The 22,860-nt window shown below is 55.8% G+C and carries 21 protein-coding genes and 1 other RNA gene; 7 read left to right on the top strand and 15 right to left on the bottom strand.

Features of this window, described 5'->3' with window-relative positions; all coding sequences use genetic code 11:
- The first annotated feature begins 158 nt into the window (after window positions 1–158).
- The 3 genes from JK232_RS05210 (at window position 159) to JK232_RS05200 (ending at window position 1,295) form a co-directional block, all read left to right on the top strand.
- Complete coding sequence (locus JK232_RS05210) at window positions 159–512, top strand: hypothetical protein (protein ID WP_072926472.1); 354 nt, start codon at window positions 159–161, stop codon at window positions 510–512.
- A gap of 158 nt (window positions 513–670) precedes the next feature.
- On the top strand, window positions 671–1,039 hold the full coding sequence (gene tomB, locus JK232_RS05205) for an Hha toxicity modulator TomB (RefSeq protein WP_072926474.1): 369 nt from the start codon (window positions 671–673) through the stop codon (window positions 1,037–1,039).
- A 52-nt stretch (window positions 1,040–1,091) separates the two neighbouring features.
- Window positions 1,092–1,295, top strand: coding sequence for an HHA domain-containing protein (locus JK232_RS05200; RefSeq protein WP_072926899.1), 204 nt, complete (start codon window positions 1,092–1,094; stop codon window positions 1,293–1,295).
- Window positions 1,296–1,742: 447 nt separating this feature from the next.
- On the opposite strand, the gene ffs is transcribed toward JK232_RS05200, so the two are convergent.
- An RNA gene (ffs, locus tag JK232_RS05195) (signal recognition particle sRNA small type) lies at window positions 1,743–1,839 on the bottom strand.
- Between the two features lie 292 nt (window positions 1,840–2,131).
- Here ffs and JK232_RS05190 point away from each other — a divergent pair.
- A complete protein-coding gene (locus JK232_RS05190) occupies window positions 2,132–2,443 on the top strand; it encodes an MGMT family protein (protein WP_072926901.1) in 312 nt (103 codons plus the stop codon).
- A gap of 30 nt (window positions 2,444–2,473) precedes the next feature.
- On the opposite strand, the gene JK232_RS05185 is transcribed toward JK232_RS05190, so the two are convergent.
- A complete protein-coding gene (locus tag JK232_RS05185; protein WP_072926476.1) occupies window positions 2,474–3,034 on the bottom strand; it encodes a YbaY family lipoprotein in 561 nt (186 codons plus the stop codon).
- Between the two features lie 272 nt (window positions 3,035–3,306).
- On the opposite strand from JK232_RS05185, the gene tesB reads away from it, so the two are divergent.
- Window positions 3,307–4,167, top strand: a complete 861-nt coding sequence (gene tesB, locus JK232_RS05180; RefSeq protein ID WP_101854769.1) for an acyl-CoA thioesterase II — start codon at window positions 3,307–3,309, stop codon at window positions 4,165–4,167.
- Between the two features lie 211 nt (window positions 4,168–4,378).
- Here tesB and amtB read toward each other — a convergent pair whose 3' ends face one another.
- From amtB to JK232_RS05155, 5 genes are all read right to left on the bottom strand, one after another.
- On the bottom strand, window positions 4,379–5,668 hold the full coding sequence (gene amtB / locus JK232_RS05175; protein ID WP_072926480.1) for an ammonium transporter AmtB: 1,290 nt from the start codon (window positions 5,666–5,668) through the stop codon (window positions 4,379–4,381).
- Between the two features lie 38 nt (window positions 5,669–5,706).
- Window positions 5,707–6,045: a P-II family nitrogen regulator gene (gene glnK, locus JK232_RS05170; RefSeq protein ID WP_002208627.1), complete on the bottom strand. Its 339-nt coding sequence runs from the start codon at window positions 6,043–6,045 to the stop codon at window positions 5,707–5,709.
- 350 nt (window positions 6,046–6,395) lie between these two features.
- On the bottom strand, window positions 6,396–8,198 hold the full coding sequence (locus JK232_RS05165; protein WP_072926482.1) for a SmdB family multidrug efflux ABC transporter permease/ATP-binding protein: 1,803 nt from the start codon (window positions 8,196–8,198) through the stop codon (window positions 6,396–6,398).
- Window positions 8,191–9,969, bottom strand: a complete 1,779-nt coding sequence (locus JK232_RS05160; protein ID WP_212588904.1) for a SmdA family multidrug ABC transporter permease/ATP-binding protein — start codon at window positions 9,967–9,969, stop codon at window positions 8,191–8,193. The genes JK232_RS05165 and JK232_RS05160 overlap by 8 nt, the downstream gene beginning before the upstream one ends.
- A gap of 95 nt (window positions 9,970–10,064) precedes the next feature.
- Window positions 10,065–10,526 (bottom strand): Lrp/AsnC family transcriptional regulator, encoded by a 462-nt coding sequence (locus JK232_RS05155; protein WP_072926485.1) that lies wholly within the window; start codon window positions 10,524–10,526, stop codon window positions 10,065–10,067.
- A gap of 124 nt (window positions 10,527–10,650) precedes the next feature.
- Between JK232_RS05155 and JK232_RS05150 the strand changes: the two genes are divergently transcribed.
- Together JK232_RS05150 and queC are read left to right on the top strand one after the other, a co-directional pair.
- A complete protein-coding gene (locus tag JK232_RS05150) occupies window positions 10,651–11,703 on the top strand; it encodes a PLP-dependent cysteine synthase family protein (protein WP_101827892.1) in 1,053 nt (350 codons plus the stop codon).
- 112 nt (window positions 11,704–11,815) lie between these two features.
- The gene (queC, locus tag JK232_RS05145; protein WP_072926488.1) at window positions 11,816–12,514 is read left to right on the top strand and encodes a 7-cyano-7-deazaguanine synthase QueC; all 699 of its coding nucleotides are present in this window, start codon (window positions 11,816–11,818) and stop codon (window positions 12,512–12,514) included.
- Window positions 12,515–12,648: 134 nt separating this feature from the next.
- Here queC and JK232_RS05140 read toward each other — a convergent pair whose 3' ends face one another.
- The 8 genes from JK232_RS05140 to tig all read right to left on the bottom strand — a co-directional run bounded on the left by JK232_RS05140 (window position 12,649) and on the right by tig (window position 22,665).
- Window positions 12,649–13,068: an acyl-CoA thioesterase gene (locus JK232_RS05140; RefSeq protein ID WP_072926490.1), complete on the bottom strand. Its 420-nt coding sequence runs from the start codon at window positions 13,066–13,068 to the stop codon at window positions 12,649–12,651.
- A 147-nt stretch (window positions 13,069–13,215) separates the two neighbouring features.
- A complete protein-coding gene (locus JK232_RS05135) occupies window positions 13,216–13,590 on the bottom strand; it encodes a ComEA family DNA-binding protein (protein WP_072926492.1) in 375 nt (124 codons plus the stop codon).
- A gap of 137 nt (window positions 13,591–13,727) precedes the next feature.
- Window positions 13,728–15,608: a peptidylprolyl isomerase gene (gene ppiD / locus JK232_RS05130; protein WP_212588903.1), complete on the bottom strand. Its 1,881-nt coding sequence runs from the start codon at window positions 15,606–15,608 to the stop codon at window positions 13,728–13,730.
- A 250-nt stretch (window positions 15,609–15,858) separates the two neighbouring features.
- On the bottom strand, window positions 15,859–16,131 hold the full coding sequence (hupB, locus tag JK232_RS05125; RefSeq protein WP_072926496.1) for a nucleoid-associated protein HU-beta: 273 nt from the start codon (window positions 16,129–16,131) through the stop codon (window positions 15,859–15,861).
- Between the two features lie 205 nt (window positions 16,132–16,336).
- Window positions 16,337–18,691 (bottom strand): endopeptidase La, encoded by a 2,355-nt coding sequence (gene lon / locus JK232_RS05120; RefSeq protein WP_072926499.1) that lies wholly within the window; start codon window positions 18,689–18,691, stop codon window positions 16,337–16,339.
- Between the two features lie 192 nt (window positions 18,692–18,883).
- Window positions 18,884–20,158, bottom strand: coding sequence for an ATP-dependent protease ATP-binding subunit ClpX (gene clpX, locus JK232_RS05115; protein WP_072926501.1), 1,275 nt, complete (start codon window positions 20,156–20,158; stop codon window positions 18,884–18,886).
- Window positions 20,159–20,311: 153 nt separating this feature from the next.
- A complete protein-coding gene (gene clpP / locus JK232_RS05110) occupies window positions 20,312–20,935 on the bottom strand; it encodes an ATP-dependent Clp endopeptidase proteolytic subunit ClpP (protein ID WP_072926503.1) in 624 nt (207 codons plus the stop codon).
- 428 nt (window positions 20,936–21,363) lie between these two features.
- Entirely contained in the window at window positions 21,364–22,665 is a 1,302-nt protein-coding gene (tig, locus tag JK232_RS05105) for a trigger factor (protein WP_072926505.1), read from the bottom strand.
- Window positions 22,666–22,860: the final 195 nt, after the last annotated feature.

The following is a 22,860-nucleotide window of genomic DNA, read 5'->3' as shown; positions in this document are numbered from 1 at the left end:
GTGATTAAAGAGTAATTTTTTATGTATTAAGGTTAAAACCACTATTTTTCAGTGAGATAAGGAGATTGCGTCAGGGAAAAAAGTCCGCTGCCTGCACTGACAAAATGTTCTGGAGTGTGCAATACTATAAATATGCGTTAATAAAACATGATGAATAAATGCAACTTTGTATTTCTTTACCTTCTGACAACGCGACGCTTTCTGTTTCTCAACTCAAAACAATCGTCGACGCGAATATTCCTTTACTGGAAGATAGCCTGATCGGGAATTTGAGCTATTATTCAGATAATGCCCGTTACGAAGCAGGAAGCCTGACAGTCACCGGGCTTGAACCGCTTTCCGCGCACGTTTATTCAATGACTTACCGATATCGTTGGACAATTTTCAACGGCTGCCTGGATATAGACGCCGCTGAACAAAGGGAAGAGAGAATCACATTTACACATTCAGGTTCACAGCTCTGTTTCAATATCATTGATAACAGCCGCCCCTCACCTTCTGATGAATTGTAATTTTGAGTAATTCTTCCTCCCACGTTACTGAAAAATGTTTTATATTTATTTGTAAGGATGTCAGCCATCACTGATTAAAATGATCTCTCATCTGTCCGGTTATTAAATTACTCACTTAGTGTTATCAATACGAATAACGACCTAACGGAGGAGATGATATGGATGAGTATTCGCCTAAGCGGCACGATGTTGCCCAACTGAAGTTCCTGTGTGAGAACCTCTATGATGAAGGAATTGCCACGCTGGGAGACAGCCACCACGGCTGGGTAAATGATCCGACGTCTGAGGTTAATCTGCAATTGAACGAACTGATTGAACATATTGCTTCTTTCGTCATGAGTTTTAAAATAAAATATCAGGATGAACTTGCGCTTGCTGACCGTGTCGAAGAGTACCTGGATGACACCTATACCTTGTTTGGTAATTACGGCATCAGCGCGGCTGATTTAAAGCGATGGCAAAAAACTAAAAGACGATTATTCGGAATGTTCTCAGAAGAGAATATCTGTACGCTGATTAAAACTTAATAGATAATTCACCGCAATCTACTTATATAAGATTCGAACCACTATGACTATGATGAAAAAGATCGACTACCTGATGCGTTTACGTAAATGCACCACAATAGACACATTAGAGCGTGTTATTGAAAAAAATAAGTACGAGCTTTCGGATGATGAACTCGAAATGTTTTATTCCGCAGCTGACCATCGCCTCGCTGAATTGACGATGAATAAACTTTATGACAAAGTCCCGACATCTGTCTGGAAGTATGTTCGTTAATTGTCGCTTAGCGTTCCGTTAAGATAAATAACGTTGAGCCGATACTTCTATCGGCTTCAATCACTTAGCTCAGTCTCTTCCTCTGCCTCTCTGTTGTCTCGGTCTGCCCTGCATTTCTCCTTGTCGCGATGCCGCGTTATATGGCGCCGCCTTGCCCGGAAACAGAAAAACAGATCATTTTCCTTCTGCTACTATTAGCAACGTCGTTACCCCAGAGTGATCTTATACACCATTCTTTAACAAAACTTATTAATTGAGTGCATAAAACCAACAAAAATACGTGTTTTCAGCCGATCTGGTTAATCGGGGTAAGTTATTTCCGGTGTCAGGCGGAGTGATGCCGAAAAAAGGGTAAACGGGGGGCGATACGCGTGACGGGTAAGCGTCATAAAGCAGAATGGGTTTTGAGAAAGAATAAAAAAAGAGAGGGGCAGAATTGGGTGGGGGCCCTGCCAGCTACATCCCGGCACACACGACGCCTGCTGCGGCTGCTTCCTTCCGGACCTGACCGAGTTCACAAGTTAGTGTTGCGGGAGAACCAACAGGGCCCCCATTGACGGCTCCGATGTTGCGGAGCGGGGAGCATTATCAGTGAACCCCCTTGCAAAAGCAACCCATTACCACCTGACCGTTGTTTTCTTAAACAATCCACCCGCAGCGTGAAAGAAGGATAACCGTTAAAAAACAAATGGTAGCCCTTCCGCCGGCCTGGGCATTCTCACACGCAGGCCTGTTGCCCTGCGCGCGCCTCGCCTGTGTCGCGGCCCTTCCCTGCCCGGCCGTTTTGCTTTTAAATGGCGCGGTATACCTGTTTTTATTTTTACGCAGAGACGGACATGAACGAACCGGAAAATTTTAATCAGCGCGTTTACCATATTGTCGCCGCAATCCCTGAAGGCCAGGTGACGACTTATGGCCATGTGGCGCGGCTGGCTGGTTCACCGCGGGCCGCGCGCCAGGTTGGGGGGGTATTACGGCGTTTGCCGGAAGGCAGCCGCCTGCCCTGGCACCGGGTAGTAAATCGCCACGGCGGGATTTCACTACAAGGGGAAGATTTTCAGCGCCAGCGGCAGGCCTTGCTGTCAGAAGGCATTGTCTTTGGGCCGGGCAGCCTGATTGATTTAGCCCGCTATGGCTGGAAAGAATAAGGCCGGCAGCCGTAGCTGTCGGCCGGGCCCTTATGGCATCGGTGACGGTGCCGGGTTCAGGGAAGAAGGTACAGGTTTATTTGGCGAGGTATCCAACGGCCCCAGGGTTGACGGCTTGGTGGTCACCGGAACAGACGTCATCGGGATCAGGTTTAACTGAACCTGAGTGCCTTTACCGTTATTGATGACTTCCTGAATGGAGTCGGTCATAAACATCATCTGACCATTGCTTTGGGTGATGGCTGCGCTCAGGAGCATACGCGCATCGGGTTTAATATCCCGCGGATTAAAGGGCAGCACGAAGGGGAAAGGTGACTGTTTACCCTCGGTGCGAGCCACGCTCTGGGCAACCACCCTCGACGGCGCATCCGGGATCGAGGCATCGGAAAGCGTAACCGTCAGTATCGAGTCTGGCGGCAGCGCGATGCGCTGACTGATATTAATTGTCCCGTTGACGGAAGGCTGCTGAATAGCCGCGGTCGATGGCGCACCATTACCCGGCGGCGGTGACGGAGGAGGTGCCGATTGAGACGCACATCCAGCCAGGGTCAAAGACAGCGCGGTTCCACCTACAATCTGCCAAAGTTTCATCAATTGCACTCCTTGTTATGATTACCTCTTTACCGGCATCTAACACCAGCGTCGGGATAGTGGCTTTAACCACTTCACGTGATAATTGTGGCACATAACCCTGAAAAATTCCTGCCGCCCCCTCCCCGCCGCCCTTCTTCCCCCCTGCCAAATCCACTACTATCTAAAGAAGGACTGTGGCTGCTTGGGCTATGTCTGTAAAAGGGCACGCGTGCAGGCTGAAACCGGCCCGCCTGTTTGCCCACGTTATTCCCCCTGAATGAGATCCCCCCATGAGTCAGGCATTAAAAAATTTACTGGATCTGCTCGATCTGGAAAAAATTGAAGAGGGGCTGTTCCGCGGCCAGAGTGAAGATCTTGGCCTGCGTCAGGTTTTTGGCGGCCAGGTGGTCGGTCAGGCACTGTATGCCGCCAAACAGACGGTACCGGCGGAGCGCGGCATTCACTCCTTCCACAGCTACTTTTTGCGCCCTGGTGACAGCAGCAAGCCGATTATTTATGACGTTGAAATCCTGCGTGACGGTAACAGTTTCAGCGCCCGTCGGGTGAAAGCGGTACAGAACGGCAAACCTATTTTCTACATGACCGCCTCTTTCCAGTGCCTGGAGAGCGGGTTTGAGCACCAGAACACCATGCCGGAGGTGCCGCCGCCGGAAGCGCTGATGTCGGAATCGGAGATTGCCCAGAAGTTTGCGCATCTGATCCCGGAAAAAGTGCGGGATAAATTCCTGAGCCAGCGGCCGATTGAAATGCGCCCGGTGGCGTTCCATAACCCGTTGCAGGGCGCAGTGGCGGAACCGCAACGCCATGTCTGGTTCCGCGCCAATGGTGAGATGCCGGACGACCTGCGCACCCACCAATATCTGCTGGGTTACGCGTCTGACTTCAACTTCCTGCCCACTGCGTTGCAACCCCACGGTGTAGGGTTCCTTGAACCGGGTATGCAGGTTGCGACCATCGACCATTCCATGTGGTTCCATCGCCCGTTCCGCCTGGATGACTGGTTGCTGTATGCGGTGGAAAGCACCTCCGCCTCCGGCGCGCGTGGCTTTGTGCGCGGGCAGTTCTATACCCGGGACGGCGTGCTGGTCGCGTCTACGGTACAAGAAGGCGTGATCCGCCGCCACAGCTAATCCCCGGCCGGGCGCGGCCTTCTGGCCGTGATAAAAAAAGGGCGGTGGATTACGCCACCGCCCTTCTATCATCATTATATGTTTTACGTTCTGTGTTGTTTTTGCATGTTATCCGGCGGATTATCCGGCACAGGGTGGGAATCTCACCCGATGCCGGTCACACCTGTTTTTCTTATTTTTTAGCGCACTGCTCTCTTTATTACGCCCACCATCACTGGTTATACGCATTCTCGCCGTGGCTGTTTACATCCAGGCCTTCACGCTCCTGATCTTCCGGAACGCGCAGCCCCACCACCATATCAGCAATTTTATAGCCGATAAAGGCCACAACCCCTGACCAGACCAGCGTCAGGCCCACGCTGAACAACTGAACCCAGACCTGATGCCCCATCGTGACGCCTTCGGCATAGCCTACGCCGCCCAGGGACGAGGAGGTAAACACGCCGGTCAGGATGCAGCCTGTGATACCACACACGCCATGCACGCCGAATACGTCGCAGGTATCATCCGCATGGAGCCAGCGTTTAAGCATCACCACGCCCCACAGGCCTGCCACACCGCCCACCAGCCCGATAATCAGCGCGCCGCCGACGCCCACATACCCGGCCGCCGGGGTAATGGCCACCAGCCCGGCGATGCAGCCGGAGCAGGCACCCAGCAGGGAAGGCTTACCGCGTACCATCCACTCCACCAGAATCCAGGAGAGAATCGCCCCCGCCGTTGCCATCACGGTATTAACGAATGCCAGCGCGGCAATGCCGTTGGCGGCACTGGCGGAACCGGCGTTGAAGCCAAACCAGCCGACATAAAGGATGCTGGCGCCGGTGAATACCATCGGCAGGTTGTGAGGTTTGAACGCTTCTTTACCGAAACCGGCACGTTTGCCCAGCAGGTAAGCCCCGACCAGGCCGGCAATCGCGGCGTTGATGTGCACCACGGTGCCGCCGGCGAAGTCCAGCGCGCCATCCGCCGCCAGGAAACCACCGCCCCACACCATATGCGCGATGGGCAGGTAGGAGAAAGTCAGCCAAATCACGGTGAAAATCAGTACCGCTGAGAACCGCACGCGTTCAGCAAAGCCGCCCACAATCAGCGCCACGGTGATACAGGCGAAGGAGCACTGGAAAGCCACATGGATAAACTGAGCAAAGGTGCCGCTCAGGCTGTCAACGGTGATGCCTTTCAGCAGGGCTGTCTGGAAGCCGCCAAAGAAGGCGTTCCCCTCGCTGAATGCCAGGCTGTAGCCGTACAGCATCCAGAGTACGCACACCAGCGCAAACGTCACCATGACCTGCGTCAGCATCGACAGCACGTTTTTAGAGCGCAGCAGGCCGCCGTAAAACAGCGCCACGCCCGGCACCGTCATGAACAGCACCAACGCGGTGCAAATCATCATAAAGGCGTTGTCCGCTTTATCTGCGACGACCGGCGCGGCCGCCATCGCCAGTGACGGCATCATGGCTGCCGCGCCAAGGCCCATCATGGATAAAAGTTTTTTCATTATCAATCCACCCCTAAGTCACACACCTGAGCCTGAAATTACAATGCTGCTTCGTCAGTTTCGCCGGTACGAATACGAATCACACGCTGCAACTCCGCAACGAAAATTTTGCCGTCACCAATCTTGCCGGTGTAAGCCGCTTTACTAATCACATCAATCACTTCATCCAGCTGGTCATCGGCGATAGCGATATCAATTTTGACTTTCGGCAGGAAGTTAACGCTGTACTCCGCACCGCGATAAAGCTCCGCATGTCCTTTCTGGCGACCAAAGCCTTTGACTTCCGTTACGGTCAGCCCCTGAATGCCTACAGAAGAGAGCGCTTCACGCACATCTTCCAGTTTGAATGGTTTGATCACCACGGTAACCAGCTTCATATTGCCACTCCTCGAAGTAAGAGCCCTGTCGCGTTAAACATGCGCCCGATACATCTGTTTAAAGCAAAGGGTGTGCCATAAATGATTTTGCGTGTGAATAGAGGGGATTAGGGCGTCACCAGCCATAGGCCGCAGAACCGGGCGGCGTAATTTGACTTAAGGCGTCCCAAGGAAAGAATAGACCCGCCTCCTTTTAGTGCAATGCGCCTTCAGAAAGTGCAACAGCAGCGTTTCAGGCGGAACGGTTGCCTGATCATGGTGCGAAAGCGGGCGGAACAGCAAACAGAAGAAAGCAGGGAGGGAATAACGAAGGAATAGCGAGGCCCACAAACGGGCCCCGCCAAAATACATCAGGAAGAAACCGGCACCTGCGGGGCGGTGGCGGCCGCGGGTTGCGCGGTCTCTGCGTCCAGTTGCTCCCCGACCAGTTGCATCTGGTACATCTGGGCGTAGCGGCCCTGTTGTGCCAGCAGCCGGGCATGGGTGCCCTTTTCAACCGCCTGCCCGCGGTGCAACACCAGAATGGTGTCGGCATCCACTACGGTAGAGAGCCGGTGGGCAATCACCACCAGCGTGGTGCGCTCACGGATTGCCCGCAACGCCCGCTGGATGGCCTGTTCAGTGCCGGAATCGATGTTGGCGGTCGCTTCATCCAGAATCAGGATCTGCGGGGCCTGCACCAGCACCCGCGCCATGGCCAGCAACTGTTTTTGCCCAACAGAGAGGTTATTCCCCTGCTCACCCAACCGCGTGTGGATGCCTTCCGGCATCTCACGGATCAGATCCGCCAGCTGAACGGTTTCCAGCGCCAGCCAGACTTCCTGTTCATCGATTTCACGCCCCAGCGTCACGTTGGCATAAACGGACTCAGCCAGCACCACCGGGTCTTGCTGCACCATCGCCACGCCCTGGCGCAGCGCCCGGTGGGATAATGACGAAAGCGGCCGCCCGTCCAGCCGGATCTGCCCCTCACTCAGCGGGTAATAGCCCATCAGCAAATTGGCCAGTGTGCTTTTGCCGCTGCCGGTATGGCCGACCAGCGCCACAAACCCGCGTGACGGCACCACCAGTGAGATATGTTCCAGCACCTTTTTATCATCACGGTAGGCGAAGCTGACATCATCAATCTCAATGCAACCGCTGGTCAGCGGGCGATCGTCGCCGCCATACTGCTGCTGAACCCGGTCCATCAACTCAAAGATGCGTTCACCGGCCACCACCGCCTGTTGCAGGATAGACTGCTGGGACGTGAGCTCAATCAGGGGTTCATTCAGCCGCCCCAGATAGTTGATAAAGGCATACAGCACCCCCACGCCCACACTGCCGACAGCGCTGAAGCCAAACAGCATCAGCAACCCGCACAACACCATGGTGGAGAACAGGCTCAGGAGCGGGCGCAGCAGAAAACCTTCAATACGCAGCGTCTGCATCCGGCCATGGTAATGCGCCCAGCTTGCGGCACTCAGGCGCTCGGCAAACCGCGCCTGTTGCCGGAATTGCTGGATCACGCTCATGCCGTTGATCACTTCATTAAAGCCGTCATTGATGTCCGCCAGATAACCGCGCACCCGGCGGGCAACCGGGGTGCTGTAACGCTGGTAGAGCATCATCACCACCAGCACCGCCGGGAAGATGCAGACCGCAACCGACGCCATGCGCCAGTCCAGGCTGTACATCGCCACCAGCATGGCGCTGATCAGGGCCACACTGCGCAGTACCGTGGAGACCACCGTGACATAGAGATCGCGGATCACTTCCGTGTCATTGGTGACCCGCGAGATAAGCTGGCCTACCGGCTGAATATCAAACTCACTCAGCGGCTGACGTAATGCCGCATCCATCACATCGATCCTGAGCGTCTGCACCACCCCGACCGCCGCCCGGTTAAACAGGATGGACTGGAAATAGTGCAGGGCCGCCGCCAACAGGTTGAGCAGGATATACCCGGCGGCCAGCCCGGCCACCAGCCCGAGCGGCAGGCTGCCGCGGGCGACCACATGGTCGATGAAATAGCTGATCAGCAACGGCCCGCCGACTTCAGCCGCCGCCGCCACCCACAGCATCAGGACTGCCAGCCCCAGCGGCTTGCGGTAAGGGGAGCCGTACGCCAGCAGGCGTTTCAGGGTCGGCCACATTGACTGGAATTTAGGCATCACCGGCCTCCTTCTGCTCTGCCGGCAGCGCCGGTTCATCCAGGGCTGCTTCAAGTTGTTGATAGCGGTACATATCACGGTACCAGCCCGGCTGGGCAGCCAGCGTGTCATGATCACCGCGCTGCATCACCGTGCCCTGGTTAAGCACCAGAATCTCATTGGCCTCTGTCAGGGCCGAAAGACGGTGCGCGCTGATGATCACCGTGCGGTTGCTGCCCCACTGCCGCAGGTTATTGAGGATGTCATGTTCAGTGCGGCCATCCACGGCGGAAAGCGCGTCATCCAGAATCAGGATCTCCGCCTCCAGCAGCAGTGCGCGGGCGATGGCAATACGCTGTTTCTGCCCGCCGGAGAGCATTACCCCCCGTTCGCCCACTTCCGTTTCATAGCCTTGCGGCAGACGCAGGATGTCATCATGGACGCTGGCCAGCCGCGCCGCCTGCTCAATTTGTGCCGGGGTGGCTTCCGGGCGGCCCAGCGCGATATTTTGCGCCACGCTGTCAGAGAACAGGAACGGTGTCTGGCTGACGACCGCCAGCCGCCCGCGCCAGTCGTCCAGTTTGATCGTCTGGAGCGTCAGGCCGTGATAACGGATCTCCCCTTCGCTGACGTCAAACTGGCGCTGCACCAGCCCCAACAAGGTGCTTTTTCCGGCACCGGTCGGGCCGCACAAACCAAGCATCTGCCCCGGTTGCAGGCGGAAGCTGACATCATGCAGCGCTGCATGGCTGTTTTCCGGATAGTGGAACTGCACAATGCGCACCTGCAACTCACCGCGCCCGGCCGGCAGCGGCTGGTCACCGTCCGTGACTGAAGGCGCTTCTTTCAGCAGGCTGCGGATGCGGCTGTAAGCGGCACTGCCGCGTTCAACGATGTTAAACATCCAGGCCAGCGCCAGCATCGGCCAGATCATCAGCCCCAGATACATCACAAAACTGGTCAGTTGCCCCAGCGTTAACGTGCCGTGCACCACCAGCCAGCTGCCGCCGCCGATTGCCAGCAGGTTAGCCATACCGATGGCGACATAAATCGTCGGGTCAAACCGCGCATCTACCCGCGCTACCCGCAGGTTTTTGGCCCCGGCATCGGCGGCAACGCGCGCAAACTGCCCGGACTGATGGTCCTCCAGCCCAAACGCCTTGATCATCCGGATGCTGGTCAGGCTCTCCTGCGTCTGGTCATTCAGCGAGGAAAATGCCGCCTGAGCGGATTTGAAGCGGTGATGCAGTTGATCACCATAGCGTTTAATCACCATCGCCATGATGGGCATCGGCACCAGCGACAGCAACGTCAGTTGCCAGCTGATCTGCGTACTCATCACCACCAGCACCGCACAGCCCATCACCAGCGAATCCACCAGGGTCAGCACCCCTTCCCCGGCAGCAAATACCACGCGATCCACATCGTTGGTGGCGCGCGCAATCAAATCACCGGTGCGGTGACGCAGATAAAAGGCCGGGTGCTGGCGGCTGAGCTGGCGGTAAAAACGCTCACGCAGCTCGACCGCCAGTTGGTAAGAGGCACCAAACAGCAGCACGCGCCACACATAACGCAGCAGGTACACTGCAACGGAGGTCGCCAGGATCACGCCAATCCACCCGAACACCGCCGCCGTGGAGAGGCGCTTCTGGGTGATGCCGTCCACAATCACGCCGACCAGTTTTGGCGGCAGCAGTTGCAGAATGGCGATGATAACCAGCAAGGCAATGGCGCCCAGATAGCGACGCCATTCCCGGCGAAAATACCAGCCTAGTTGTGCAAACAATCTCACAAGATTTTATTCCCAAAAAATGAAGCATCCCTGCATCGGACTCTTTCCGCTCAAGCAGCATAGAAGAAGCCGGAGAAAAAGCGATGAGGTGCCGGTTATTCCGGCAGCGGCAGGGCCGTGGTGTATTTAATCCTTTCCATCGCAAAACTGGAGGTCACCTCGATCAGGCCGGGCACCCCATTTACCAGTTTTTTATAGAAAATGTCGTAGCTTTTCATGTCAGCCACCTGAATTTGCAGCAGATAATCGTACTCCCCCGCCATCCGGTAGAAGGCCAGCACCTCGGGCATCTGCTCTGTCTGGCTGACAAAATGCTGGTACCATTCGCGGTTATGCTGCTGGGTTTTAACCAGCATAAATGCGGTGAGGCCCAGGCCCAGTTTGTCCCCGTCGAGCAGGGCCACCCGGCCGCGGATATAGCCGCTATCCTCCAGCCTTTTCAGCCGTTTCCAGCAGGGTGTCGAGGTCAGGTTGACCGACTCAGCCAGCGCCTGAAGCGATAACGTGCAGTCCTGTTGCAACAGGCGCAACAGCGTACGATCGATTTTATCCAACATACGGGCCTTCCTGAGAAAAATTTTCTCCTATGTCGCCATTTCACAGGCAAGATAGCAACCCTTTTTTCCGGCTAACCGCGTACCCTTAGCTACCCTGACTTTACTGCCCTTGCCGAGAGATGTTATGACTGCCTCCTGGGTCAGACGCGCCATCCACGAAATCGACGCTGATTTCCAGCGCTCTGCCGACACACACCTGATCCGCCTGCCGCTGCCGGAGTTTCCGGGGATCGCCCTCTACCTGAAAGATGAGAGCACCCACCCCAGCGGCAGCCTGAAACACCGTCTGGCGCGTTCACTGTTTCTCTATGCGCTGTGCAATGGCTGGCTGCGCGAAAATACCCCGGTGATTGAGGCGTCTTCCGGCAGCACTGCCATCTCGGAAGCGTACTTTTCCCGCCTGCTGGGCCTGCCGTTTATTGCCGTGATGCCGGCCAGCACCGCCCGCCGCAAAATTGAGCAGATCGAATTTTATGGCGGCCGCTGCCACTTTGTGGAACAGACCGGGCAGATCTATGCGGCGTCAGAACATCTGGCCCACGACCTGGGCGGCCACTACATGGATCAGTTTACCTACGCTGAACGGGCCACCGACTGGCGCGGAAATAACAATATTGCCGACAGCATTTATCGCCAGATGTCGCGGGAGCCGTTTCCCATCCCGCGTTATGTGGTGATGGGTGCCGGCACCGGCGGCACCTCCGCCACGCTGGGGCGTTATATCCGTTACCAGGGCCATGCGACGCAACTGGTGGTGGTTGACCCGGAGCACTCCGTGTTTTACGACTACTACCACCAGCGTAACCCGCTGCTGACCTCCGCCTGCGGCAGCCGGATCGAAGGTATCGGCCGGCCGCGCGTGGAGCCCTCATTTATTCCCGATGTCATTGACCGGATGATTCAGGTACCGGATGCCGCCAGCCTGGCCGCGTTGACCTGGCTGACGCGGGTGCTGGGGCGGCGCGCCGGTGCCTCCACCGGCACCAATATTTATGGCGCGCTGCTGCTGGCGGCCGAGATGCGCGCGCGGGGTGAACAAGGGTCGATTGTGACACTGCTGTGTGACAGCGGTGAGCGTTACCCGGACACCTACTATAACGAGAGCTGGATAAACCAGCATATTGGCGACACCTCACCCTATCTGGAGCGGCTTATGTCCGGCTTTTCCGGCAACTGAGCCGCGCCTGCCGCCGCGCAGCTGTTCAAACTGCGCCGGGGAAAGTACCCTATAGTGATTGATGCCCGGCCGGACACCGGCCGGGTTTGCACGATAACAAGGTAAGCATGACATGAAACGAGCAGTAGTGGTGTTCAGTGGCGGCCAGGATTCAACCACCTGCCTGATCCAGGCCCTGGCGCAATATGATGAAGTACACTGCATCACCTTTGATTATGGACAACGGCACCGGGCAGAGATCGAGGTGGCGCAAAAGCTCTCAGCCGGGTTGGGCGCACGGGCGCATAAAGTCCTGGACGTCGGCCTGTTGAACGAACTGGCCATCAGCAGCCTGACGCGCGATAACATCCCGGTTCCCAGCTACGGCAGTGAAGCGGCCGGTCAATTGCCGAGTACCTTCGTGCCGGGGCGCAATATCCTGTTCCTGACGCTGGCCTCGATTTACGCCTACCAGATTGAGGCGGAAGCCGTAATCACCGGCGTCTGTGAAACTGACTTCTCCGGCTACCCTGATTGCCGGGACGAATTCGTTAAGGCGCTGAACCAGGCAGTTTCCCTGGGGCTGGCGCGCGATGTCCGGTTTGAAACGCCGCTGATGTGGCTGAACAAAGCGGAAACCTGGGCGCTGGCGGACTATTACGGGCAACTGGATCGGGTACGCCGCGACACCCTGACCTGTTACAACGGCATTCAGGGGGACGGTTGCGGTGAATGTGCAGCCTGTCACCTGCGGGCAAACGGCCTGGCGGTCTATCAACAGGATCGTGCCGGGGTAATGGCAAGCCTGAAGCAAAAAAGCGGCCTGCAATAAGCAGCCGGTGTTTTCCCCTGTCATCTGATGATCATGCCCCTGCTGGGGCATGATGCGCCCGGCATCTGCCGGGTAACTGCCACGATCCCTTTACAGGCAAAACGATCGCTCCGCGGATAACCCGATCCCCCGACTCAGGAAGGCAACGCGTTATCCTGCTGTTCAAGCTGACGTAATTTTTCCAACAACTCCCCTTCCAGCGGCAGCGCTTTCTGGCTTTTTAAATCAATACAGACGAACGTCAGCGCGGCATCCGCCACGGTTTCCCCGTCCCGGTCCCGCGTGACGACCTGGCTGACCACGCCGCTGCGTCCGTTAAGGCGCTCCAGCCGGCTGTCAATCCGCAGTCTGTCGCCCAGCACTGCCGGCGTGCGGTAGTTGATATTAATGTTCACCACAATAAAGGCGATATGGCGCTCTTTCATCCAGTGGAAACCCTCTAAGGCGGACAGCCATTCCCAGCGGGCCTCTTCAAGAAACTCCAGATAACGGGCGTTATTGACGTGCTGGTAGACATCGATATGAAATCCCCGGACGTTTATAAAAGTCTGCATAGCGGTGCTTTCTCTCTTTTAGCAACAAGTGGATAGGGTTCCGGCCGATAGCTGAAGTGCGCCCGCAGGCGCACTGGTCGGATCACTTTCTGAGCGTAGCAGAATCCCTGAGGCGCTGAGAAAAAGCGTGAGGCAACGCGAAGCGGCTCACAAAACCATCCGGTCACGGTTGCGTTCAATCAGTGACGGGCCGATGCCGGGCACCTCCTGTAACTGCTCCACATCCGTAAACAGGCCTGACTCTTCGCGGTAACGGACAATCGCTTCCGCTTTCTTAAGCCCTACCCCGTTCAACCCGTCAGACAGTGCCTGCGCGTCCGCGGTGTTGATATTCACCTTCTCCACCGGTGACGTGACGTTGGCGTTAGCGTTCGGCGTCACGGGCGCTTTCTCCGCTTTTTTTGCCGGCACCGTGCTGGATGACGCCGCGTCTCCGTTTGGCGCGGCATGCAGCATTACCGGCAAGGTAGAAAGGCCTAATGCCAGAGCGAGGGAAAGTGAGGTAATACCTAATTTTTTCATGCTGTATCTCCTTATGTTGTTCAGCACGCACACAATGCCGAAAATCAAAAAGAGACACAAAGACCAGATGTTAAATGTGGAAAAGGCCGCGAAAGCGGCCTTTGTGTGTTGCAACGTATTACATTTTACTGGAAGCGTTATTCCACCTGGGCCGCGCTGCCCAGTTCAATGTCACCGGACTTGCGCAGGCTGGCAATCAGCGCATCGAAGGTGATATTGGTTGCGCCTTCTTTAATCTGGCCGGAGAAGTTCGCCACTTCATCGGCCGGCAGTTTGCCTGGGGTCACCGCATCCAGCGCGACGATCACCACATTGCCTTTCTCATCACGGGTCACGCCGTAGCTCGGTTTGCCGGATTGGGGTTGCGGCAGGGCATACACGCTCTGCTCAAAAGCAGAAGGCTGTTGAGAGCGCTGGAGTTTCTGCGTATCACCAAAGCTCAGGCCGGCGGTTTTCAGCGCCTCATCCCCTTTCCCTTCTTTCAGGGCAGTCAGGATTTTTTGCGCGTCAGCCTGCGCCTGCGCCTGGGCTTTCTGGCGTTTAACCTGGGCCAGCACCGCGTCACGCACCTCAGCAAATGGCTTCACACCCTGCGGTTTATGCGCATCCACACGGACGACGAAAGCACGGTCGCCATCTGCCGTAATGACGTTGGAGTTGCTGCCCGGCGCACCGCCCTCACCCAACAGCGAGCCATCAAACAGGGCATCGGCAACGGGTTTGGCACTCAGTGCCTGTGGGAGGGTCTGCTGGGTGAACCAGTCAGTGTGCACGGCTTTGATACCGGACACCTCTTCTGCTGACGCCAGAGATTCGTTGTCATTGGTGGCCGCTTCACTGACTTTCTGTTGCAGCGCATAGTAGGCGTCCAGCGCTTTTTCCTGCTTCAGCTTGGCCAGCACGTCATTGCGCACCTCTTCCAATGGCTTCAGCTTGGCCGGCTCCACATCGTTCAGGCGCAGCACCAGATAACCGGAAGAGGATTTGATCACGCCGGACACCTGCCCTTTTTCAGTCAGGTTGGCGCTTTTGAAATCGTCCAGGGTCGTTTCCGGCTCCATCCACTCCAGCTCACCGCCGCGTTTGCCGGTGAAGGTATCGGTGGATTTGGTTTTAGCCAGTTCAGCAAAATCCGCGCCTTTTTTCAGTTCCGCCAGCACTGCATCAGCGTCTGCCTGCGTCTTCAGCACGATGACCGCGAACTTCTTACGCTCCGGCTGACCAAAGGTATTTTTGTGTTGGTCGTAGTATGCAGCCACCTCGGCATCACTGACGGTGACTTTATCCTGCAGGGCGGCGGCATCCATCTCCAGGTAGCTGACTTTCAGCTGCTGGGGCGCAATAAACTCGTTCTGATGCTGGTCGAAATAGCCTTTCAGCTCCTCATCGGCAGCCGTCTGTTTGGCGGCCAGCGCCTCGGTATCAAAGGCGGCCACGCGCACATCACGCGCCTGCAACACCAGAGCTGCCAGGCTGTCTGCTTCAGATGGCAAGACAAATTCACTGCCGCCAAAGACCTGGTTCAGCTGTTGTGCCTGCAACTGGCGGCGAACCACCTGCGCATAGCCGTCCGGCGTGTAGCCGCTGCCGCGCACCATCGCCAGGTATTTATCATTATCGAATTGATTATTCGTCTGGAAAGCCGGCGTCTTCAGGATGCTCTGCTTAACCTGCTCGTCGCTGATGGCGATACCCAGTTTTTTGGCGTACTGGTCAATGAGGGTGACATCAATCAGCTGGTTCAGCACCTGCTGGCGCAACTGCTGCATATACTGTTCATTACCGGCCAGGACGGAAAACTGCTCGCCCAATTGCTGCTGCATACGGGCGCGTTCATTCTGGAAGGCCTGTTCAAACTGGGCGCGGTTAATCTCCTGGCCGTTCACCTTAGCGGCATAATTGCCGGAACCACCGATCAGGTAGTTGCCCACCCCGGTCAAAACGAACGAAAGAATAATGAGAGCCAGGATGATCTTGAGCACGACATGGTTAGACGCCGCGCGTAAATTGTCCATCATAGTGTGACAACACTCCGCTGTAGTAGAGATTAACAACCCTGCGCAGGCATTGGTGCCCGGCGCGTCCTGCGCCGCTGCGCGGTAGCGCGAAAGGTCAGGAAAACCGGGCGTCGGCCCGCATCCTGCCTGTGCTGTAAATAAAAAAAGCGCATCGTTTTTGATGCGCCTTGTATCTTACCTTACCAGGCAAGTGACGTCAGGTGATAGTTTGAGACAAAGGGTGCTTGTCACACAAACTGCCCAACAGTAATTAGTTTACTGAATCTTTCAATGCCTTACCTGCACGGAAACCGGGTACTTTGGCTGCCGGAATGGCAATCTCTTCACCGGTTTGCGGGTTACGGCCGGTACGGGCAGCGCGTTCACGGACGGTAAACGTCCCAAACCCGACCAATGCCACTTCCTCACCCTGTTTCAGTGTGTCAGTGACTGACTCAATAATGGCGTCCAGCACACGTCCGGCTGCGGCTTTTGAAATGTCAGCCCCTGCGGCAATGTTGTCGATCAGTTGTGATTTATTCACTTTGTCATCCCCTCTTGAAATCTTTGGCCGCGCGGCAAAAGTCCTTGGTGCGCGGCTGCGCTGCTTTTATATCAAGCCTGCCGGGCCTATGCAAGCCACCGCCGCACGCCCTGCCTGCGCGCCGGCGCTGCGATTCCGGCAAAAAAAAACCGGCAAGTCATCATTGACTTGCCGGTTTCAGCGTCCATCACCTAAGGTTCAGCGGTTATTTTGCAGCAACCGGCTGAGCACCAAAGGCCGGGTTTTGCAGCGCAAAGTTCAGCACTTCGTCGATGCGTTTAACCGGGTGGATTTCCAGATCGGCAATCACGTTGTCTGGGATCTCTTCCAGATCGCGGCGGTTCTCGTCCGGAATCAGCACCACTTTGATGCCGCCGCGATGCGCAGCCAGCAGTTTCTCTTTCAGGCCGCCGATCGGCAGCACCTGGCCACGCAGCGTGATTTCGCCGGTCATCGCCACATCAGCGCGTACCGGGTTGCCGGTCAGGCAGGACACCAGCGCTGTGCACATGGCGATACCCGCACTTGGGCCATCTTTCGGTGTCGCCCCTTCCGGCACATGCACATGGATGTCGCGTTTTTCGTAGAAGTCCGGGTTGATACCCAGCTTGTCCGCACGCGCACGTACCACTGTCAGTGCCGCCTGAATCGACTCCTGCATCACTTCACCCAGCGAACCGGTGTAGGTCAGCTTGCCTTTGCCCGGCACACAGGCGGTTTCGATGGTCAGCAGATCGCCGCCCACTTCCGTCCAGGCCAGCCCGGTCACCTGACCGATGCGGTTTTCGGTATCGGCCCGGCCATAATCGACCCGCTGCACACCGAGGTAATCTTTCAGGTTGTCACCGGAGATGGTGATGTGCTTGACGGTCTTATCCATCAGCAGCTGTTTCACCGCCTTGCGGCACAGTTTGGAGATTTCACGCTCCAGGCTGCGCACACCGGCTTCACGGGTGTAGTAACGGATAATGCCGACGATGGCACTGTCCTCTACCGTGAGTTCACCTTTTTTCAGCGCGTTACGTTCAATTTGCTTCGGCAGCAGGTGCTGTTTGGCAATATTGAGCTTCTCGTCTTCGGTATACCCGGACAGGCGGATCACTTCCATACGGTCCAGCAACGGTGCCGGAATGTTCATGGAGTTTGAGGTCGCCACGAACATCACATCGGAGAGATCGTAATCCACTTCCAGGTAGTGGTCGTTAAACGCCACGTTCTGTTCCGGGTCCAGCACTTCCAACAGGGCAGACGCCGGGTCACCGCGCATGTCAGATGACATCTTGTCGATCTCATCGAGCAGGAACAGCGGGTTACGCACCCCGACCTTGGCCATTTTCTGGATCAGTTTGCCCGGCATAGAACCGATGTAAGTACGGCGGTGACCGCGGATTTCCGCTTCATCACGCACGCCGCCCAGCGCCATACGCACATACTGGCGACCGGTCGCCCGCGCAATGGACTGCCCCAGGGAGGTTTTACCTACCCCCGGCGGCCCCACCAGGCAGAGGATCGGGCCTTTGATTTTGCTGACGCGGCTCTGTACGGCGAGGTACTCAAGAATACGATCCTTGACCCGCTCCAGGCCGTAATGATCGGTATCGAGCACTTCCTGTGCCTTCACCAGATCTTTTTTCACCTTGCTGCGGTTATTCCACGGCACCTGCAACATCCAGTCGATGTAGCTGCGCACCACGGTCGCCTCGGCAGACATCGGTGACATCATCTTCAGCTTTTGCAGTTCGGCTTCGGTTTTTTCCTTGGCCTCTTTCGGCATTTTTGCCGCGTCGATTTTACGCTTCAGCGCTTCATTTTCATCCGGCGCGTCATCCATCTCGCCAAGCTCTTTCTGAATGGCCTTCATCTGCTCATTCAGGTAGTACTCGCGCTGGCTTTTTTCCATCTGTTTTTTAACGCGGTTACGGATGCGTTTCTCAACCTGCAACAGGTCGATTTCAGATTCCATCATCGCCATCAGGTACTCCAGACGTTCGGTAATGTCGAACATCTCCAGTACGGATTGCTTATCAGCCAGCTTCAGCGGCATGTGGGCGGCGATGGTATCTGCCAGGCGCGCGGCGTCGTCAATGCTGTTCAGGGAAGTCAGCACTTCCGGTGGGATCTTTTTATTAAGCTTGATGTAGCCTTCAAACTGGTTGATGGCCGTGCGGACCAGCACTTCCTGCTCGCGCTCATCAATGGCCGGCGAGTCCAGGTATTCCGCTTCAGCGGCAAAGTGCTCACCGTTGTCGGACAGCGTGGTAATACGCGCACGCTGTAACCCTTCAACCAGCACTTTTACTGTGCCGTCCGGCAGCTTCAGCATCTGCAGAATAGACGCTACCGTACCGACAGAAAACAGATCGTTGACGCCCGGTTCATCCGTTGAGGCCTCTTTTTGCGCCACCAGCATGATCTTTTTATCGTGATCCATTGCGGCTTCAAGGCACCGTATTGATTTTTCCCGGCCAACAAACAACGGGATCACCATGTGCGGATAAACCACCACATCGCGCAGAGGCAATACGGGGATTTCTATGCGTTCGGAACGCTCAGGATTCATAGAGCTCTCTCTTAGTTTAGCTTCCGCCAGGTTAAAGAAATCTCGTGAAACACCAGATTTCCGGGTTTCAGCAAGTAGGATACTGAGTATATGGGGATGAATATCTTACATTCAACGACAAGAATGCGAGGAAAAAAAAATGGGGGATGATTTCCCCCATTTGATGTTTAACGTACTGGAATGTTTGGCTAATTATTCGCCGGATGCTTGCTGGGCTTCATGTTTGCCATAAATCAGCATCGGCTCAGACTGGCCGGCAATCACCGACTCGTCAATCACCACTTTATCCACGCTGTCCATTGACGGCAGGTCATACATGGTGTCCAGCAGCGCACCTTCCACGATAGAGCGCAGGCCGCGGGCACCGGTTTTACGGGCCATCGCTTTCTTGGCAATCGCGTTCAGGGCTTCGTCGCGGAATTCCAGCTCAACGCCTTCCAGGTTGAACAACGCCTGATACTGTTTGGTCAGGGCGTTTTTCGGCTCTTTCAGGATCTGAATCAGCGCGTCTTCGCTCAGTTCGCTCAGGGTCGCGACCACCGGCAGACGGCCAATGAACTCAGGGATCAGACCAAACTTAATCAAATCTTCTGGTTCAGCCTGCGCCAGCAACTCGCCTTCAGTGGCTTTTTCAGATTTACCCTTCACTTCCGCACCGAAGCCAATGCCGGTCCCGGTATTGATACGCTGACCGATCACCTTGTCCAGGCCAGCAAATGCGCCGCCACAGATAAACAGGATTTTCGAGGTATCAACCTGCAGGAATTCCTGCTGCGGATGTTTACGGCCGCCCTGCGGCGGAACCGCAGCCACGGTGCCTTCGATCAGTTTCAGCAGCGCCTGCTGCACACCTTCACCGGAGACGTCGCGGGTAATTGACGGGTTGTCTGACTTACGGGAGATCTTGTCAATCTCATCGATGTAGACAATGCCGCGCTGTGCTTTCTGCACGTCATAGTCGCATTTCTGCAACAGTTTTTGGATGATGTTTTCCACATCCTCACCCACATAACCGGCTTCGGTCAGTGTGGTGGCGTCCGCCATGGTGAACGGCACATCCAGGAAACGCGCCAGGGTTTCGGCCAGCAGGGTTTTACCGCTGCCGGTCGGGCCGATCAGCAGAATGTTACTTTTACCCAGCTCGATCCCATTGCTGGAATCGCCGTTGCGCAGGCGTTTGTAGTGGTTGTACACCGCCACCGCCAACACTTTCTTCGCCTGTTCCTGGCCAATGACGTAGTCATCCAGGTGGTTGCGGATTTCGTGCGGGGTCGGGAGTGCGCTGCGCTCACGGTGGGGCGCAACTTCTTTAATCTCTTCGCGAATAATGTCGTTACACAGATCAACACATTCATCGCAGATATACACTGACGGCCCGGCAATCAGCTTACGCACTTCATGCTGGCTTTTGCCGCAAAAAGAGCAGTACAGCAGCTTTCCTGAACCGTCTTTGCGCTTATCTGTCATCAGTAAACCTCTTCTCTAGTATCTGTCCTGCCGCAACACACGGCAGAAGCATGACCAGTTAACGAACCTTTCCGCTGCTGGCCGCCGATGCGTTAACTGTGAAAAACACAGTAGCTTCACCCAGTATAGCGCATCGGTCCGTACTCATTAGTGTCAGGCGCGGTGGGTCAGAACTGAATCGACCAGACCATACTCTACAGATTGTTCTGCAGACATGAAACGGTCACGCTCAGTGTCACGCTCTATCACTTCAAGAGACTGTCCCGTATGTTTCGCCATCAGCTCATTCATGCGGGCTTTGACTTTCAGGATCTCTTTCGCATGGATTTCGATGTCTGACGCCTGGCCCTGGAAACCGCCCAGTGGCTGGTGAATCATCACGCGTGAGTTCGGCAGGCAGAAACGTTTGCCCTTGGCACCGGCGGCCAGCAGGAATGAACCCATAGAGCACGCCTGGCCCATACAGATGGTGCTGACGTCGGGTTTGATAAACTGCATGGTGTCATAAATTGACATGCCGGCAGTGATCACCCCGCCTGGGGAGTTAATGTACAGGAAGATGTCTTTTTCCGGGTTTTCCGCTTCCAGGAACAGCATCTGCGCCACGATCAGGTTGGCCATGTGATCTTCCACCTGGCCGGTCAGGAAGATGACGCGCTCCTTCAACAGGCGGGAGTAGATATCGTATGAACGCTCACCGCGGGAAGTCTGCTCTACCACCATTGGTACCAGAGCCATGTTAGGTGCTAATTGATCTCGTTCGCCACTGTATGACATCACCGTCTCCTAGAATTAATTCACTTTGGCGCCATTAAAACCGATTCTACTTGAGTTGGCCGCTGAAGACCATGCTCAAGCGCCCGGCCGCCCCTGCCGAAAACGGTGGTCGTCCCCTCATGCAGATCGATGGAAACCGTACCCCTAAGCAGTGGGGGCGCCTGCTGCGCTTTTCAAGCGCGCCCGGATAATTTGCCCGCTGCCTGCCCCGCTGCCTGTTGGTGATAATCTGTACACCCACCGGGCGACTGTCTCACATACCGCACCGGCCACCAGGGTAAGCAGCGATACCAACATATTGAATATAGTGTAAATCAGGGCAAAAGAAATGGGAATTTTAGCGGCAGCCGCGAGGGCAATAAAGAAAGCCCACGGGATCCCGTGGGCCTGGCAGAGAGAACCGGGCAGAACCCGGTTCAGCAATCAACTCAGGCAGAAGCCTGGTTCATCAGGTCAGTGAAAGAGGTTTCTTTTTCAGTGACTTTCGCTTTGGCCAGCAGGGTTTCAACCGCCTGCTCTTCCAGTGCGACGTTACGCATGTTGTTCATCAGTTCTTTGTTCTTGCTGTAGAACTCAATCACTTCCTGCGGATCTTCGTACGCGGAGGCCATCTCTTCGATCAGGGCTTTCACACGATCTTCGTCAGCTTTCAGCTCGTTTTTGCTGATCACTTCGCCCAGCAGCAGGCCAACCACAACACGGCGTTTGGCTTGCTCTTCGAACAGCTCACGCGGCAGTTCCAGCGCTTGCTTCTCGTTGCCGCCGAAACGCTGAGCCGCCTGACGGCGCAGAACGTCGATTTCGCCGTCAACCAGGGCAGCCGGCACGTCGATTGGGTTGGCGTTAACCAGACCGTCGATTGCCTGGGTTTTCACACGGTTACGCACTGCGCCTTTCAGCTCGCGCTCCATGTTTTTACGGACTTCAGCACGCAGGCCTTCCAGAGAACCCTCTGCCACGCCGAAACGTTTGATGAAATCTTCGGTCAGCTCCGGCAGTTCACGCTGTTCAACTTTCTTCAGCACGATAGCGAACTGCGCGGCTTTCCCTTTCAGGTTTTCAGCGTGGTAATCTTCCGGGAAGTTCACGTCGATGGTGAATTCTTCACCCGCTTTATGACCTACCAGACCTTCTTCGAAGCCTGGGATCATGCGGCCCTGGCCCATTGCCAGCACGAAGTCAGAGGCTTTGCCGCCATCAAACTCTTCGCCGTCGATAGAGCCGTTGAAGTCAACCGTCACGCGGTCTTCTGCCTGGGCAGCGGCGTCAGTCTCTTTCCACTCAGCCTGTTGCTTGCGCAGGGTTTCCAGCATCGCATCAACGTCGCTTTCGTTTACGGAAACAACCGGCTTCTCAACTTCGATGCCTTCCAGATCTTTCAGTTCCACTTCCGGGTAGACTTCAAACTCTACCGCGAAGGTGAAATCTTCACCTTCTTTGTACTCGCCCGGCACGTAGTTCGGTGCGCCGGCCGGGTTAATTTTTTCTTTGATGATCGCGTCAACAAAATTGCGCTGCATCAGATCGCCCAGCACGTCCTGACGGACGGAGGCGCCATAGCGCTGTTCCACGATATTCATCGGCACTTTGCCTTTGCGGAAGCCGTCGATACGGACGTTTTTCGCTGCGTTGATCAGCTCTTTTTTTACTGCCTGATTGATAACATCAGCCGGTACAGTAATAGAGAGACGGCGCCCAAGGCCTTGAGTGGTTTCTACTGAAACTTGCATCTTGTTACCTCAAAAAAATCAAAGTGCTCGGTCAACTCCAGAAGCCGTTCTCAAAATGAGAGCCCAGGGACTGCTTACTTTGAAAACGGCTTCTAAGAACCAGGACGGCCGCTTTACCAGAACCCATTCCCTGTTTTCAGAAGCGTCCCGAAACCATTCCGGAAAATAAGACGCAGCATTATAGCGGCGCAAGCC

The sequence above is a fragment of the Nissabacter archeti genome (genome assembly GCF_018257325.1).
Classification (GTDB): domain Bacteria; phylum Pseudomonadota; class Gammaproteobacteria; order Enterobacterales; family Enterobacteriaceae; genus Chimaeribacter; species Chimaeribacter arupi.
This window is presented reverse-complemented; position numbering and strand designations above follow the sequence as displayed.

Bases quoted from the DNA above. Each gene is read 5' to 3' on its own strand.
- JK232_RS05210 (WP_072926472.1), top strand. From the start codon at position 159: ATGCAACTTTGTATTTCTTTACCTTCTGACAACGCGACGCTTTCTGTT.
- tomB (WP_072926474.1), top strand. From the start codon at position 671: ATGGATGAGTATTCGCCTAAGCGGCACGATGTTGCCCAACTGAAGTTC.
- JK232_RS05200 (WP_072926899.1), top strand. From the start codon at position 1,092: ATGAAAAAGATCGACTACCTGATGCGTTTACGTAAATGCACCACAATA.
- JK232_RS05190 (WP_072926901.1), top strand. From the start codon at position 2,132: ATGAACGAACCGGAAAATTTTAATCAGCGCGTTTACCATATTGTCGCC.
- JK232_RS05185 (WP_072926476.1), bottom strand. From the start codon at position 3,034: ATGAAACTTTGGCAGATTGTAGGTGGAACCGCGCTGTCTTTGACCCTG.
- tesB (WP_101854769.1), top strand. From the start codon at position 3,307: ATGAGTCAGGCATTAAAAAATTTACTGGATCTGCTCGATCTGGAAAAA.
- amtB (WP_072926480.1), bottom strand. From the start codon at position 5,668: ATGAAAAAACTTTTATCCATGATGGGCCTTGGCGCGGCAGCCATGATG.
- glnK (WP_002208627.1), bottom strand. From the start codon at position 6,045: ATGAAGCTGGTTACCGTGGTGATCAAACCATTCAAACTGGAAGATGTG.
- JK232_RS05165 (WP_072926482.1), bottom strand. From the start codon at position 8,198: ATGCCTAAATTCCAGTCAATGTGGCCGACCCTGAAACGCCTGCTGGCG.
- JK232_RS05155 (WP_072926485.1), bottom strand. From the start codon at position 10,526: ATGTTGGATAAAATCGATCGTACGCTGTTGCGCCTGTTGCAACAGGAC.
- JK232_RS05150 (WP_101827892.1), top strand. From the start codon at position 10,651: ATGACTGCCTCCTGGGTCAGACGCGCCATCCACGAAATCGACGCTGAT.
- queC (WP_072926488.1), top strand. From the start codon at position 11,816: ATGAAACGAGCAGTAGTGGTGTTCAGTGGCGGCCAGGATTCAACCACC.
- JK232_RS05140 (WP_072926490.1), bottom strand. From the start codon at position 13,068: ATGCAGACTTTTATAAACGTCCGGGGATTTCATATCGATGTCTACCAG.
- JK232_RS05135 (WP_072926492.1), bottom strand. From the start codon at position 13,590: ATGAAAAAATTAGGTATTACCTCACTTTCCCTCGCTCTGGCATTAGGC.
- ppiD (WP_212588903.1), bottom strand. From the start codon at position 15,608: ATGATGGACAATTTACGCGCGGCGTCTAACCATGTCGTGCTCAAGATC.
- lon (WP_072926499.1), bottom strand. From the start codon at position 18,691: ATGAATCCTGAGCGTTCCGAACGCATAGAAATCCCCGTATTGCCTCTG.
- clpX (WP_072926501.1), bottom strand. From the start codon at position 20,158: ATGACAGATAAGCGCAAAGACGGTTCAGGAAAGCTGCTGTACTGCTCT.
- clpP (WP_072926503.1), bottom strand. From the start codon at position 20,935: ATGTCATACAGTGGCGAACGAGATCAATTAGCACCTAACATGGCTCTG.
- tig (WP_072926505.1), bottom strand. From the start codon at position 22,665: ATGCAAGTTTCAGTAGAAACCACTCAAGGCCTTGGGCGCCGTCTCTCT.